The sequence below is a fragment of the Telmatocola sphagniphila genome (assembly GCF_018398935.1).
In the GTDB taxonomy this organism is placed as follows: domain Bacteria; phylum Planctomycetota; class Planctomycetia; order Gemmatales; family Gemmataceae; genus Telmatocola; species Telmatocola sphagniphila.
On record NZ_CP074694.1, the window covers coordinates 387,154 to 400,499 of the forward strand.

Sequence of the window (13,346 nt, forward strand, 5' to 3'; positions counted from 1 at the left end):
TATGTCTCTGATGGTGCTACCGCCCTCCGAAGTTCTGCAAAAATTGAAATCGAAATCCGGCAAGCTCATCGATGTGCGAACTCCCGCCGAGTACGAATCGCTTCATGCCGAAGGGGCGGTGTTGATGCCGCTCGACAAGCTGGATCCGCTAGCTCTGAAAACCAACTATCCCGATAACGATTTCTACGTGATTTGCCGTTCGGGAGGACGGGGCAAACAGGCTTGCGAAAAGTTGCAGGCCGCCGGGATTGATCGGGTCATCAACGTTGAAGGCGGAACCCTGGCCTGGGAAAAAGAGGGATTGCCCGTTATTCGCGGTCGCCAGACCATGTCCCTCGAACGTCAGGTTCGCATTGCCGCGGGAAGTCTGGTCGTGATGGGATTAAGCCTGGGTTACTTCATTCATCAGGCGTTTTTTGGCATCTCGGCTTTCGTCGGTTGCGGGCTCGTGTTCGCGGGACTTACCGATACCTGCGGAATGGGTATGATTCTCGCCAAAATGCCCTGGAATAATCGAAAGCCCGTAGCCAGTTGTCAGGTAAGTTGAATCTGCGACAGAACTTCAAGAAATGAAAAAACCCCGCTGAGTTTGGTGTTCCACTCTCAGACGGGGCCGGAACAGAGAAGAGGCTGTTTGTAAAAGTAACTAAGCGTTGTAAATATGTCAATCTCAGCTTGTAAATATTTCCAAGATAACCACTTACTGCTTTTCTAAATACATTCCATTTCGCCTAAATTACCATTTCGTGTAGATATTATACGCTACATTATGGGTTCCCGATTTATTTGCTGGCAGCGGGCATCTTCTGTCGGAGCTTAACGAGCTTCTCACCGGCTTTGTGCAGCGTCTCATCCTTCTTGGCGAACATAAAGCGAACTTTAGTACGGCCCAACTCCTTCGGCTCGTAGAAACTGCTGCCCGGTACGCCGGCGACCCCGACTTTTTCGATCATCGTGCGGACGAATTCGACGTCGTTGTTCCAGCCCATTTTGGAGAAATCGCACATGACATAATAGGCCCCGTCGGGGGCATGAAATTCGAAACCGGCTTCCTGAAGGTAAGGCAGAAAGATCTGTCGGCGATGGAGATAATCGGACTTCAATTTGGCGTAGTAGGCTTCACCGAAGCCGATGGCCGCGGTGCCGGCGACCTGTAATGGATGCGGGGCGCCCACCGTCAGAAAATCGTGAGCCTTTCGGATGCCGGAAGTGATCTCGGGCGGTGCCACACAATATCCCAGTCTCCAACCGGTGACACTGAAAGTTTTCGACAAACCGCTGATCGTCACTGTGCGATTGGCCATGCCAGGCAGCGAAGCAATGCTGATGTGCGGACGGTCGGTGTACTGAATGTATTCGTAGATCTCATCGGAGAGGGCAAAGGCGTTATGTTCCTGGCAGAGTTGAGCAATGAATTCCAGTTCCTCGCGATTGAAAACCTTCCCAGTTGGGTTATTGGGCGTGTTAATGATGATTGCTTTGGTTTTGGAATTGAAGGCTTTACGCAACTCGTCCCGGTCGAAGCTCCAATCCGGGGCCCGCAAGGTGACAAAGACTCGCTTGGCTCCCGTTAAGAGGGCATCCGGGCCGTAGTTCTCGTAGAAGGGCTGGAAGATAATCACTTCATCGCCGGGATTGATGAGCGCCAGCATGGTGGCCATCATGCATTCGGTGGCTCCGCAGCACACCGTGATATGGGCATCGGCATCGCACCACTCGAGCTTGTTGAAAGTGCGCATCTTCCCGGCGATGGCCTGCCGCAAGCTGGCGATTCCCCAGGTCACGGCGTACTGGTTGTAGCCATCCCGGATCGCTTTGCAGGCGGCCTCTTTCAGATCGGGGTGCGGATCGAAATCGGGCATTCCCTGTCCCAGATTCAATGCCTGAAATTGATTCGCCAGCCGGGTCGTTTCTCGAATCACCGATTCTGTGAAATAGCTGACGCGATCGGAAAGCATAAACTTCAACTCCTTGCTAAGCCTTGAGCGCGAGATTACTGTTACGGGATTTCTCCTGCCGTAATTTTCGTTCCACGCCGACTTTAATCAACAGGGTGACCAGAGAAAGCATGGTCAGAACGCTGGCCACGGCGAAGGCCGCCGGAGTGTTATATTCCTGGAAGAGCTTTTCTATGCGTAAAGGCATGGTATCCGTCTGCGAAGCGATTCGCCCCGATACGACATAGACCGCCCCAAATTCTCCCATCGCTCGTGCGTTGCAGAGAATTACTCCATAAAGCAAGCCCCATTTGATATTCGGCAGAGTGATGCGAAAGAACATTTCCCAACCTGAAGCCCCAAGGCTACGGGCGGCGATTTCTTCCTCGCTTCCCACGGCCTCCAGGACCGGGATCAATTCCCGGGCGATGAAAGGAAAAGTCACAAACGCGGTGGTGAGAACTAAAGCGGGGGGAGCGAAAATAATCTGATAGCCATGCTCGCGGAGCCAGGCCCCCATCGGCGTCTGCAAACCGAACAGCAGCACAAAAACCAGCCCTGCCACTACGGGTGAGACCGAGAAGGGCAGGTCGATGAGTGTGGTGAGAATCGTTCGGCCGGGGAAACGAAAGCGGGCGATGGTCCAGGCCGCGGCCACACCGAATATCAGGTTCATGGCCACGGCCACGGGAACCACCATCAGCGTCAGAAAAATGGCATGGCGGGTATCGGGATCGGCGGTGATATTTTTCCAGTAGACCAGCATACCCCGGCTAAAGGCTTGCACGAACACGCTGATCAACGGCACCACCACCAGAATGCCGACGATGCCGAAGGTTAGTCCGATAAGGACAATTCGGACAAGCAGGGGATCACTCGATCGCCGCTTGGCATACGGCACAATATCGCGGACATCTTGAGCTTTAGCTTCCATGCCGTTTGCTCCAGCGTTCCAGAAGATTGATCGTGACCAGCAAAAGAAACGAGAAACTCAACAGCACGACGGCGATGGCTGCCGCTTCCCGGTAGGAGAATTCTTCGAGCCGAGCCACGATGAGGGATGGGGCAATCTCCGTTTTGGAAGGGATGTTGCTGGAAATGAACACCACCGAGCCATATTCCCCAATAGACCGGGCGAAGGCGAGCGTGAAACCGGTCAGAGCAGGGGGGATCAGAGTTGGCAGGAGCACCCGCCGGAAGCTCTGCCAGCGGTCCGCGCCGAGAATGCCCGCCGCTTCTTCCACTTCGCTGTCGATTTCTTCGAGCACCGGTTGCACCGTTCGCACGACGAAAGGAAAGCCGGTGAATATCAAAACCAGCACGATGCCGAATTGAGAATACGCTCCTTCAATTCCCAGTGGAACTAAAAACTGACCAAACCAGCCATCCTTCACATACAGGCTGGCGTAGACCAGGCCCGCCACGGCGGTCGGCAGGGCGAAGGGCACATCCACCAGGGCATCGATCACGCGTTTTAATGGAAATTCATACCGCACGAGAGACCAGGCGACAATCAGACCCAAGACCGTGTTGACCAGTGCGGCAATCAGAGACAGGCTGAAGGTCAGCTTGTAAGCAGCAATCGCTCGGGGAGTCCAGACCGCCGCGATGAAATCTCGAACTCCCAATTCCGAAGCTTTGAGAAAGCAGGCCAGCAAAGGAATGAGGACTAACAGACTGAGATAGGAAACCGTGTAACCCAGGCCGAGCGAGTAGCCGGGCAGTATATTTCGATTGGCTGAACTCAAATTTTACTCCGCAAAAGCATCCAAGCCGAGGATCCTTCACACTGTCTTGATCAGGGCCGGGCATAGATTCCATCGAACACGCCGTTCTCGGCAAAGAACTTCTTCTGAATCGCATCCCAGTTTGGGGCGATCAGGGTGGAAGGAAAAAGGTCGATTGGCGGGAAGCGATCGGTATAGCGCTTCCAGATTTTCTCGTTGGTCGGCCGATAGAAGTGCTGGGCAATCACTTCCTGGGCCTCTTCCGTGTAGAGGAATTTCAAATATTCCTCGGCCACCACTTTGGTCTTTTTTCGAATCACGTTAGCATCCACAACGGCCACATGCGGTTCGGCCAGAATGCTGGTTTTCGGATAGATGATTTCCAGTTCGCCCTTCGCTTCCTGCGCTTCCAGATACGCTTCGTTTTCCCAGGTGAGATGGACATCGCCGATCTTTTTGGTCGCAAACGTCATCGTCGCTCCACGCGCGGCGGCGTCCAGAACAGGTACATTTTTGTAGAGTCGGGTGACGAAATCGAGAGCATCGTTTTCCGTGCCCCCCTGTTTGAGAATCGCCCCCCAGGCAGCCAGAAAGCTCCATTTGCCATTCCCGGAAGTCTTGGGATTGGGAGTGATGACGCTGATGTCCGACTTCGTCAGGTCCGACCAGTCTTTGATGCCTTTGGGATTCCCTTTTCGCACCACAAAAACGATCGTCGAAACATAGGGAAGCGATCGATTCGGCAGCCGATCCTCCCAGCCCGGTTCGATCAGACCGGCCTTGCGAACGGCATCGGTATCCGACCACAAGGCGAGTGTAATCACGTCGGCATCGAGGCCGTCGATCACGGCACGGGCCTGGCTGCCCGAACCGCCGTGCGACTGGCGGATCGAGACTTTTTGCCCTTTTTCCTCGGCGAATTTACGGATAAACCGCTCGTTGATGTCTTTCCACAATTCCCGGGTGGGATCGCAGGCGACATTCAGCAGTTGAATTTCCGACGTGGTTCGAACCACCCCGGAAGCGAGGATCCACAGAGTGGACCCGAGGAGGTAGAGCGCCAGTAGGCCGAGGATAATTTTGCGTGTCATGGGAATTCACTTTTCTTCGTATGTGTACAATCTACGAATGGAATCGAAATACGACGAAGCCACGGCGTACCACGAGGCCGGTCATGCGGTCGTGGCACTAGCATTGGATCGGCCCGTAGCCAAGGTCAGTATCATCGCCGGTCGGGAATTTCTCGGAGTTTGCCATTTTCAAAAAGGGGTGAGCCGAGCTTCCATCGACCTGTTGGAACGGGAGATCCTGATTGCCCTGGGGGGTATCGCTGCAGAGGCTCGTAGGACCGGGCATTTCGACCGAGCGGGGGCCGGTCGCGATTTGCGTACGGTTCGAAAGCTCGCTCTGGAGCGTGTGAGTGAACGGCAACTCGAGCGTTATGAACGTCGCATGTTCAGTAAGGTGGAGAACCTACTTGCGGAAGTAGAGAACTGGCTGGCTGTAGAACTGATCGCCGCGGAATTGATGAAGCAGGGGATGATCAGCGGGCGGGCGGCGAAGCATTTATTTGAGCAGGCCGGGCGGAAAGCAGAGGAATGATCATGCTTTCTAGCGGTTGGAAAGCTTTTTAAGTTGGCTTGCTCCAAGAATTCAGCAGTTACACATCATGGGTTGTGAGTATAATTTCTTCTGACTTAACCCGATATCTTTGGAAAGAAGCCCCCATGTCGAATGATCACCTGAAGCTGATGCGAGTAATTATGGCATTATCGATCGTGGGCGGGCTATGCCTTTGCGCCGCGACTTTGGATCGAGTCGGTTACACATCTTCCAATAGAGGAATTAATATTGTTCTGCCTTTTGGCCAGACGTTTCCATTGAACAATTCGATGCCGAACACAAACTCAATCGAATTGGATCGGACAGTAGTACTGATCATTTGTGGGCTCTGGTTGCTAGCCTACTGGCTCCCTGCTCTGATCGCACATTGCAGACATCACCCCAATGAAGTGCTTATCTTTTGGATTAATCTCCTGTTAGGGATAACCGGAATCGGTTGGTTGGCCGCGTTGGGTTGGGCGCTAGTGGATGGAGGCAAGCCGCAACAAGTAGTCCTGATTCAGCCCCCGACTGAAGGAAAAGAGAGAGGGGAGTAGGAGATAAGACTCAGGCGAAAATTTCAATCGAGCTTTTTCCAGTAGATCTTGGTGGCCGTGTAGCCGCCGAGCGGTTTTAAGGCAAAATCGGGAATCGAACCGGCCAGAATATAGCCCACTTTTTCGTAGAGTCCGGATGCTCCGCCATCGGCCGCAGTGTCGAGGACTAGCAAGGTCTTTTGATGTTCCCGTGCAAGCTTCTCGGCTTCTAAAAGGAGAGCTTTGGCGATCCCCCGACCCCGACAGATGGGGAGGGTCATCATCTTGGCAATCTCACCCCGGTGCGGTTGATTGGGGGCGCAGTCGAGCTGCAATGTAACGGTGCCCAGAATCTTCCCTCTATCACAGGCTGCGAGGATAATTCGCTCCTGGCGTTCCGCCGCCCGGAAGGAATTTTCCCAGAAGGTGCGGGCTTGCTGCAAGGGCAGAGGATGCAGGAACGTCACCGAGCCATTATTCGCAACAACTTCCACAAGGATCTCGGCGAGTTGATCGCAAATCTCGGGTGAGTAGTTCAAACGCTTGATCTCGAAATCGTGCATGACTCAACTCCGTGACACGGCCACCAAATAGGTGCAAGGTTTTTCGCTCTCATTGGCGATCGTGACTTCCGAAGGTGGTCCAAAACCTAGACAATCGCCTACCGCGAGTTCATGGCGTGTGCTCGCTTCGTCGATCACCAGTCGGCCTTTGATCACCCAGATCACCTGTCGGATTCGGGCATAGGAAGAGGGCGGGAAAACAATTTTTTTTCGAGCGGGCAATTCCACTTTTACCAGCTCCAGCGGATTATCGGCTTGGCAGAAGACTTGCGTGCGCAGATAACCGGTTTCCGGATCCCTCCAAGTCGGCTGGCGCTTCACTTTGCTGAGTCGTTCGCCGTTTCCTTCCGCTCGAATCAGCAACCCGGCCAGTGTGAGATCAAACGCCCCAGCCAGTCGAACCAGGATCACCGCACTGGGGCTCATTTCTTCCCGTTCAATTTTGCTGATGGTGGCCTTGGCCACACCGGACTTGTCGGCGAGATCTTTCAGGGACCAGCCTCTCACGGTTCGTTCCAGGCGAATTCGCTGGGCGATCAGGACACTGGTATCGTCTATTTTAGTAGCCATGCGTCTTTTATAGTGGATGAAATATTGAAGCTCAATAGGGATATGCAAATTGCTAGTTGGCAAAATGGTTCCTATCTTCTCTGCCGAAATTGGAGCGGTGCATAGACCTACTCACTTCCATCCCGTAAATTGGTGCAGAACGAGCTTGTTACATCTCCTTGCATGTGAAAAGGAAATCCGAATGCGACAAATTCCCCGGCTCTTCCTGGCAAGTGTTACGCTTCTGATTATCCAGTTTGAAATCTCACAAGCCGGTGATTTGTCGCCCGCAAAATGGAACGCCGCTGAGCGGGAGCAAGCCGAGAAACGGGAAACCGGAGGTTGGTCTCCCAGCGCAAATCGCTCGATATCGAGTAAAGAAGGAGTCATTTCGGCCATCGCCTCTCCGATCGCGGTTCAGGCGGGAATCGAAGCGCTCCGTCAGGGAGGCACAGCCGCCGATGCCGCCGGTACAATCGCTCTAACGCAAATCACAACTCAACTCGGCTCGGTAGTCTCCTACGCCGGGATTATGACTATGGTCTACTACGACGCGAAAACGGGCAAAGTCTATTCGCTCGATGCCGGCTATCAAACCTATCGGAATGAAACCGACCCCCAGACGATTCCCCAGGCCGATATGGGACCGCTCAATCAGACTTTCAAAGATCTTCGCAAAAACGAAAAAGATGAGCTGGACAAATTACCCGCCAAAGGGCGCGAGACTTTAGTGCCCGGCTTTATGGCCGGGGTGGAAGCCCTTCACCAAAAATTCGGACGGCTTCCTTTCCCGGACCTTTTTCAACCGGCCATCTGGTACGCGGAGCAAGGGGTGAAAGTGAATGCTTCGCTCGCCGGATGTTTCCAACTGCGGAAAAGCTTTCTGATGAGAACTCCCGAGGGCAAAGTCTTTCTGCATCAGGCCGGTAATGAAGTGCCCACGAAAGGCGATCTGTTCAAGCAACCGGAACTGGCAAATACCTTGCGGCAGGTTGCCAAGGAAGGCGCCCAATACATGTATAGCGGCGCGTGGGGGCGGGAGTTCGTCAAAACGATTCAACGCGAAGGGGGCAAGGTTTTGCCGGAAGATCTGACGAATTATCGGGTGATTTGGAGTGAACCCCATTCGACCGAGTTCGCAGGGCATCGCGTTTACACTGCCGGTGAACCGAGCTATTCCGCCTATAACATTTTCCCCGCACTGAATCTAATCGAGGAATTCGATCTCATCAAACGGCCGCCGTTCTGGAAAGCGGCCGGATCGCTTATGGATATGCAAAGGATCAACAATGCAATCTCGGGAGCACCTGCTATCGATGCTCGGTTCCTTAAACTTTTGAAAGAAAAGAAGATCGACGCCTCCCCAGCCGCTCAGTTGACCAAGGCGTATGCCAAGAGCATCAAGCCTCTAATCGATGAATCAGCCGGGAGCCCTTCAAACGATCCGCACCATTCCAATTCGATAGTAGTTGTGGATAAATACGGGAATATTGCCGCGATCACACACACGATTAATTCAGTGATCTGGGGAGACACTGGTATCGTCGTGGGAGGGATTCCGATTCCTGATTCCGCCGGCTTTCAACAAGCCCGGTTGGCCACCCTCAAACCGGGAAGTCGATTACCGAATGAAATGGTACAGACGATTGTCCTCGAAGGAAACAAACCGATCCTGGCAACCGCGGCCATCGGCGCGGCTCTGATTCCCGAAACGATCAAGTTGATCTTGAGCGTGGCCGGGCAGGGCCTGAGTCTGGAGGAAGTGCAGGCCGCGCCGGCGTATCTGAGCGATTATAGCCCTCTCACAAAGCCGGAGGGGGCTCGGAGTCTGGCTGTGTCACTACCGGAAGGGCTTTACGGATCTGAGCTCCTTAACGAACTGGAAGCGAAAAAAGTGAAAGTGAAAATCGTTCCCAGTCAGATGGCGGCCGGTTTGCGAGGCACTGTGGCCGCGGTGAAAATCGATCCGAAAACTGGAGTGCGCTCGACTACTGAGACTCAGAAGGTGTTGCTCTACGGCGGGGGGCAGTGAGCAAAGAGCTTTCAGCTATCAGCTATCAGCTATCAGCTTTCAGCTTTCAGTTAAGCCTGCCAGGGAATCACAGATTTTTGTTTAGCTATTCATGGAGTGCAATCAAAATCTGCCTTGAAAATTTGAGTGGGAACGACAACTTTATCTGCTGACTGCTGACTGCTGACTGCTGACTGCTGACTGCTGACTGCTGACTGCTGACTGCTGACTGCTGACTGCTGACTGCTGACTGCTGACTGCTGACTGCTGACTGCTGACTGCTGACTGCTGACTGCTGACTGCTGACTGCTGACTGCTGACTGCTGACTGCTGACTGCTGACTGCTGACTGCTGACTGCTGACTGCTGACTGCTGACTGCTGACTGCTGACTGCTGACTGCTGACTGCTGACTGCTGACTGCTGACTGCTGACTGCTGACTGCTGACTGCTGACTGCTGACTGCTGACTGCTGACTGCTGACTGCTGACTGCTGACTGCTGACTGCTGACTGCTGACTTACTCGTCCTCGGCCGAAAGATCCTCTTGATGCAAGTCGGCCACAAATTTCTCCGCAGCGTCCCGATTCTTCCTTGCGACGCTGAATTCCACCCGGCCGTGACTCATGCCGGGAATATCTTTGAGAGTTTCGATCCGAGCGGCCTGCAGAACGATGGTCACTCCCATCCAGCTCGTACCCAACCACCCTTTAGTCAGCGTGACCGAAATCAATTCCTTCAGCGGGATGCTCACTTTTCGTATTCCCGATTTGAGGACACCGGCCAGAGAATCGACTTTCTGGAATTCGATAGTGATGTTCGCCCCTTCATCCTGGAGCAATCCCTGGCATTCACCAAGTCCGCCGTACAGTTTGACAGTGAAAGGAACTGGGTTCATGGTCGCTTCTCCGTGGTCGGGCGAATGGACAATTTTTTGACTCGTTCGAAGTTTATTCGCGGCGGTATCACTTTGGTTTTAAGAAAAATGGCGATTTGCGTTGAGAGGAAGAAAATCAGAAATGGGGCGGATTTGGCTCGTTGGAGAGCCGCTTCCTATTCTCAGTATGGGTCACTTTACGGGTGAATGGGAACGATGTTGAATCTCCTCCGCTCGTGATTATAACGAATTGTAGCATTATCGCGATGTTTCGCGGTAAGCGATTCGATTCTAGCCTTCTTCCCTCCGACCCGCTCACCCCAGCGAGCAAAGGGAATCGAATCAAGTTCTGGTATCGGCTCCAACAAGGACTACCATGCAAAGCAACTTCAATCGGCGAGATTTTTTGAAAGTCGGCGGCGGCAGTGCGCTGGCCGTCGGCTCCGTGGGAATGCTGAGTGCGGACGAATCGAAAAAACGCAAACCTCCGCGTAAGGCCATGATGTCGGCCACGATCGGCTACAAAGGATCGGTGCTCGAAAAGTTCAAAGCCCTGAAGGAGGCCGGTTTCGAAGGCGTGGAGCCGATGAGTCATATGAATCAGGAGGAAGTTGTCAAAGCCCTGGAAGAAACGGGTTTGAAGGCGGCTAGCGTGTGCTGCAGCACGCACTGGACCAAGCCGCTTTCGCATCCAGATCCCAAGGTGCGAGCCCAAAGCCGGGAAGGCGTGCAGCGTGCTCTCTCCGATGCCAAGCGATATGGCGCGACTTCCGTTTTGCTCGTCCCCGGCATTGTGAATAAAGACGCCACCTACGACGAGTGCTTCAAACGTTCGGTCGGCGAGATTCGCCAACTGCTTCCCTACGCGAAAGAAGTCGGCGTAAAGCTGGCAATCGAGAACGTTTGGAATGATTTCATCACGAAGCCCGAACAGGCCACCGCATTTCTGGATGAGATTAACAGTGACATGGTCGGCTGGCATTTCGATATTGGCAATGTCATCCGATACGGGGCCCCCGAAGATTGGATTCCCGTTCTTGGCAAACGTATTCTCAAGCTTCACATCAAGGAATACGGCAAGGTTAAAGGCTTCAATGTGAAGTTGTTCGAAGGCGACAACAAATGGCCGGCGATCATGAAAGCTCTGGATGCGATCGGGTATGAAGGTTGGGGAATCTCGGAACAGCCCGGCGACCAATCGAAAGACGCGGCTTCAATGAAGGATCTGGCGAATCGAATGGATAAGGCGTTTGCGAGTTAGGGCGGGTTCCTGACTCTATATACATCTGTCAATCCACACGACCTGCAAACGATAAAAAAGATTTCACCACCGAGTTCCCAATGAACAATCCAATTCTTTAACTGGTGGTGAAATCTCTTAAATTCTATCTTGCCGATGTTACGCCGTCGGTTGGGAAGCTTAGGCAAAATCTTGTCTGGTTTAGTGTCAAGAATTAATGACTCGATTAAAACTAACCTCGTTAATTCAGTACGTAAGTCTTGTAAAAATCTTGATCAATTTTTGACCGGTAGATGATTCCCTCTATTAGACCAATTAAACCCATAGGGATCGCTCAGTGAAACCATGGCAAGGAGCAGCCCCGGCTCACTCACCTGCCCCCTCTGATAGGAAAAACTTCGTTGTTTGCGCTACTTCGCCTTCGGCGTCCAGCCTGCGGGGATCTTCTCGCGTATGCTCTTCAACAACTTCATCTGATCGGGATCTTTGGGATCCTTGTTCGGATTAAAATCGTTAATTGATGCCGCCGCGCCTTCCTTTAAGACCTGCTTCAAGCGTTCCCAAGCCAAAAATCGCACGGCGGATTTGGAAGATTCCAGATCGGAGAGCCACTCCTGATACAGAACGGAATTCTCTTCATCCTCCTTCGCCGGGGCAATCGTCAAACGTAAGATTTGCTCGGCTTCGGTCGGCGAATATTTCTTCAACTTGAAAATTACCGTTTGCATGAGAAGATCCAGATGCCGGGCGCTGCGATACAGCCAGACTTGTAAAGAGTATAAGGCAGCTAATCGAGAAGCTTCGCTTTCCTCCGTCGATTCGACGACCTCACTGATTTTGCTAATCGCCTTCTGTCCGATTTCGCCAATCTCACCGAACGAGGCCAGAATCAAATAGGCGATTGGCTTTAAATTCTCGTTCTTTTCCGCCTCACAACGGGCAATCACAACCTTTAATACTTCATCGCTTTTTTCGATAATATCGGCCCATTCTCTGATAGATCGCACGGCGTCCAGAACGAACTCATTCTTGGGATTCGACAGATTGGCATTCCACCAATAAGGCCAGGCGGGTAGGGGCTTCGGTCCGATCAAATTTCGCGTCTGAGGTTCCTGAAAAATCCCATTGCGACCATCCAGTGTGAACGATTTGTCGCTGCGTTTTAATAAGACAGAACCCGTGGTAAAGAAATTCACCAGAGGTTCGTTTTTCGCATCGAGTGGCTGGCCGAGTTTGGAGGCGATCAGGGGAGAAAAATAAGTCTCGACGACCACCTGGCTGGCAGCGTCTTTCAGAATTATCTCCCATTCGGCATTTCTCATTTCGATTTTGATGCGGGCGGATCCCGAAGGTTTACCGTTATAAAAATGCAGTCGGCCGCGATCGAAAATCAAACTGGTATCGACTCCCACTTCCGGCACTTTGTGAATCCAGGAGGTTTCCAAAACCAGTGGAAGATTCTTCAATTGATCGGGCGACACAAATTCCCGGTCGAATTCGGGCAGATTGCTCAGAGCCGTGATAGCGACGCCGGTGTCGCATTGAATCTGGCAGCGAAAGCCGGGCAGTGCCAGTAATAATTGTCCGAACTCAACCCGGCCATTATTCGCAACGGGAGCCCAGGCGTAAGGCTCTCCGGGCCATTGAAGCAACGTACCTGGAAAAGCTTCGTCTTTTTTGATCAATCGGCCCACCGAGGGGGGAACCGCCTTGGCGATGGGGGCAGACTCGGTTTTATTGGCATTGGTCGAGGCGGCGGCTTTAGAAAATTCGGGAGCGATGGCCCCGGCATCTTTGGATACCGCGTTTGGATCCACCTTCGATTTGTCGTTCTTGGCTTTACCCGTGAATTGCCAAATCAAACCAAGTCCCAAAACCAGCGCGACCGCCGCGGCGATCCGAGGAGACATTTTCCTGGAAGGCGAATCGTTTTGCTTCGCGGGCTGTTTTCCCTTCCTGGTCGGTTCCGGATCGGCAATGGCCCAGGCCGGGTCAAAAGCGGAAACGGTAATGGCCGGTCCGGTATAGCCGAGTTGTATGCGATCTTTCAGCTTCAAGGTCATGGGTTGATTGGGCGGCAGCATTTTATCGTTGAGCAGTGTGCCGTTGCTGGAGGCCGCATCCATGATCGTCAGTTTGTTTTCCTGAAATTGAATGACAGCATGATTCCAGGAGACGCCTTTCCCCGCTTCTCCTTCGAACGCGACTGCGCTCTCCGGATCCCGTCCGATCGAAACGAGCGATTTCGAGGACTCGACCGAGCGGGTTTTTCCGCCGATGTCTTGAATGGACAGTCGAATTTTCATC

The 13,346-nt window shown here is 53.0% G+C and carries 13 protein-coding genes; 5 read left to right on the forward strand and 8 right to left on the reverse strand.

Features of this window, described 5'->3' with window-relative positions:
• The first annotated feature begins 1 nt into the window (after position 1).
• Positions 2-547, forward strand: a complete 546-nt coding sequence (locus KIH39_RS01730; RefSeq protein ID WP_213497555.1) for a rhodanese-like domain-containing protein — start codon at positions 2-4, stop codon at positions 545-547.
• A 235-nt stretch (positions 548-782) separates the two neighbouring features.
• Here the strand turns inward: KIH39_RS01730 and KIH39_RS01735 are convergent, their stop codons facing one another.
• Genes KIH39_RS01735 through KIH39_RS01750 form a run of 4 tightly spaced genes read right to left on the reverse strand, consistent with a single transcriptional unit; the run spans position 783 to position 4,755 of the window.
• Complete coding sequence (locus tag KIH39_RS01735; RefSeq protein ID WP_213497556.1) at positions 783-1,958, reverse strand: pyridoxal phosphate-dependent aminotransferase; 1,176 nt, start codon at positions 1,956-1,958, stop codon at positions 783-785.
• A gap of 16 nt (positions 1,959-1,974) precedes the next feature.
• The gene (cysW, locus tag KIH39_RS01740; RefSeq protein ID WP_213497557.1) at positions 1,975-2,871 is read right to left on the reverse strand and encodes a sulfate ABC transporter permease subunit CysW; all 897 of its coding nucleotides are present in this window, start codon (positions 2,869-2,871) and stop codon (positions 1,975-1,977) included.
• Positions 2,861-3,685 (reverse strand): sulfate ABC transporter permease subunit CysT, encoded by an 825-nt coding sequence (cysT, locus tag KIH39_RS01745; RefSeq protein WP_213497558.1) that lies wholly within the window; start codon positions 3,683-3,685, stop codon positions 2,861-2,863. Before cysT ends, cysW begins: the two co-directional genes overlap by 11 nt.
• Positions 3,686-3,735: 50 nt before the next feature.
• Entirely contained in the window at positions 3,736-4,755 is a 1,020-nt protein-coding gene (locus tag KIH39_RS01750; RefSeq protein WP_213497559.1) for a sulfate ABC transporter substrate-binding protein, read from the reverse strand.
• Between the two features lie 37 nt (positions 4,756-4,792).
• Between KIH39_RS01750 and KIH39_RS01755 the strand changes: the two genes are divergently transcribed.
• Together KIH39_RS01755 and KIH39_RS01760 are read left to right on the forward strand one after the other, a co-directional pair.
• On the forward strand, positions 4,793-5,266 hold the full coding sequence (locus tag KIH39_RS01755; RefSeq protein WP_213497560.1) for a hypothetical protein: 474 nt from the start codon (positions 4,793-4,795) through the stop codon (positions 5,264-5,266).
• A 125-nt stretch (positions 5,267-5,391) separates the two neighbouring features.
• Positions 5,392-5,823: a superinfection immunity protein gene (locus tag KIH39_RS01760; protein ID WP_213497561.1), complete on the forward strand. Its 432-nt coding sequence runs from the start codon at positions 5,392-5,394 to the stop codon at positions 5,821-5,823.
• A gap of 23 nt (positions 5,824-5,846) precedes the next feature.
• On the opposite strand, the gene KIH39_RS01765 is transcribed toward KIH39_RS01760, so the two are convergent.
• The gene (locus KIH39_RS01765) at positions 5,847-6,365 is read right to left on the reverse strand and encodes a GNAT family N-acetyltransferase (RefSeq protein ID WP_213497562.1); all 519 of its coding nucleotides are present in this window, start codon (positions 6,363-6,365) and stop codon (positions 5,847-5,849) included.
• Between the two features lie 3 nt (positions 6,366-6,368).
• Positions 6,369-6,935, reverse strand: coding sequence for a helix-turn-helix domain-containing protein (locus KIH39_RS01770; protein WP_213497563.1), 567 nt, complete (start codon positions 6,933-6,935; stop codon positions 6,369-6,371).
• A gap of 181 nt (positions 6,936-7,116) precedes the next feature.
• Between KIH39_RS01770 and KIH39_RS01775 the strand changes: the two genes are divergently transcribed.
• On the forward strand, positions 7,117-8,946 hold the full coding sequence (locus tag KIH39_RS01775) for a gamma-glutamyltransferase (protein ID WP_213497564.1): 1,830 nt from the start codon (positions 7,117-7,119) through the stop codon (positions 8,944-8,946).
• A 496-nt stretch (positions 8,947-9,442) separates the two neighbouring features.
• Here KIH39_RS01775 and KIH39_RS01780 read toward each other — a convergent pair whose 3' ends face one another.
• Positions 9,443-9,820: a hypothetical protein gene (locus tag KIH39_RS01780; RefSeq protein WP_213497565.1), complete on the reverse strand. Its 378-nt coding sequence runs from the start codon at positions 9,818-9,820 to the stop codon at positions 9,443-9,445.
• Between the two features lie 355 nt (positions 9,821-10,175).
• On the opposite strand from KIH39_RS01780, the gene KIH39_RS01785 reads away from it, so the two are divergent.
• Positions 10,176-11,060, forward strand: a complete 885-nt coding sequence (locus KIH39_RS01785) for a sugar phosphate isomerase/epimerase family protein (protein ID WP_213497566.1) — start codon at positions 10,176-10,178, stop codon at positions 11,058-11,060.
• A gap of 389 nt (positions 11,061-11,449) precedes the next feature.
• Here KIH39_RS01785 and KIH39_RS01790 read toward each other — a convergent pair whose 3' ends face one another.
• On the reverse strand, positions 11,450-13,345 hold the full coding sequence (locus KIH39_RS01790; protein ID WP_213497567.1) for an FHA domain-containing protein: 1,896 nt from the start codon (positions 13,343-13,345) through the stop codon (positions 11,450-11,452).
• Position 13,346: the final 1 nt, after the last annotated feature.

Coding starts and splice junctions, on each gene's coding strand:
- KIH39_RS01770 (WP_213497563.1), bottom strand. CDS start 6,935: ATGGCTACTAAAATAGACGATACCAGTGTCCTGATCGCCCAGCGAATT.
- KIH39_RS01785 (WP_213497566.1), top strand. CDS start 10,176: ATGCAAAGCAACTTCAATCGGCGAGATTTTTTGAAAGTCGGCGGCGGC.
- KIH39_RS01735 (WP_213497556.1), bottom strand. CDS start 1,958: ATGCTTTCCGATCGCGTCAGCTATTTCACAGAATCGGTGATTCGAGAA.
- KIH39_RS01750 (WP_213497559.1), bottom strand. CDS start 4,755: ATGACACGCAAAATTATCCTCGGCCTACTGGCGCTCTACCTCCTCGGG.
- KIH39_RS01780 (WP_213497565.1), bottom strand. CDS start 9,820: ATGAACCCAGTTCCTTTCACTGTCAAACTGTACGGCGGACTTGGTGAA.
- KIH39_RS01765 (WP_213497562.1), bottom strand. CDS start 6,365: ATGCACGATTTCGAGATCAAGCGTTTGAACTACTCACCCGAGATTTGC.
- KIH39_RS01760 (WP_213497561.1), top strand. CDS start 5,392: ATGTCGAATGATCACCTGAAGCTGATGCGAGTAATTATGGCATTATCG.
- KIH39_RS01730 (WP_213497555.1), top strand. CDS start 2: ATGTCTCTGATGGTGCTACCGCCCTCCGAAGTTCTGCAAAAATTGAAA.
- KIH39_RS01755 (WP_213497560.1), top strand. CDS start 4,793: ATGGAATCGAAATACGACGAAGCCACGGCGTACCACGAGGCCGGTCAT.
- cysW (WP_213497557.1), bottom strand. CDS start 2,871: ATGGAAGCTAAAGCTCAAGATGTCCGCGATATTGTGCCGTATGCCAAG.
- KIH39_RS01790 (WP_213497567.1), bottom strand. CDS start 13,345: ATGAAAATTCGACTGTCCATTCAAGACATCGGCGGAAAAACCCGCTCG.
- KIH39_RS01775 (WP_213497564.1), top strand. CDS start 7,117: ATGCGACAAATTCCCCGGCTCTTCCTGGCAAGTGTTACGCTTCTGATT.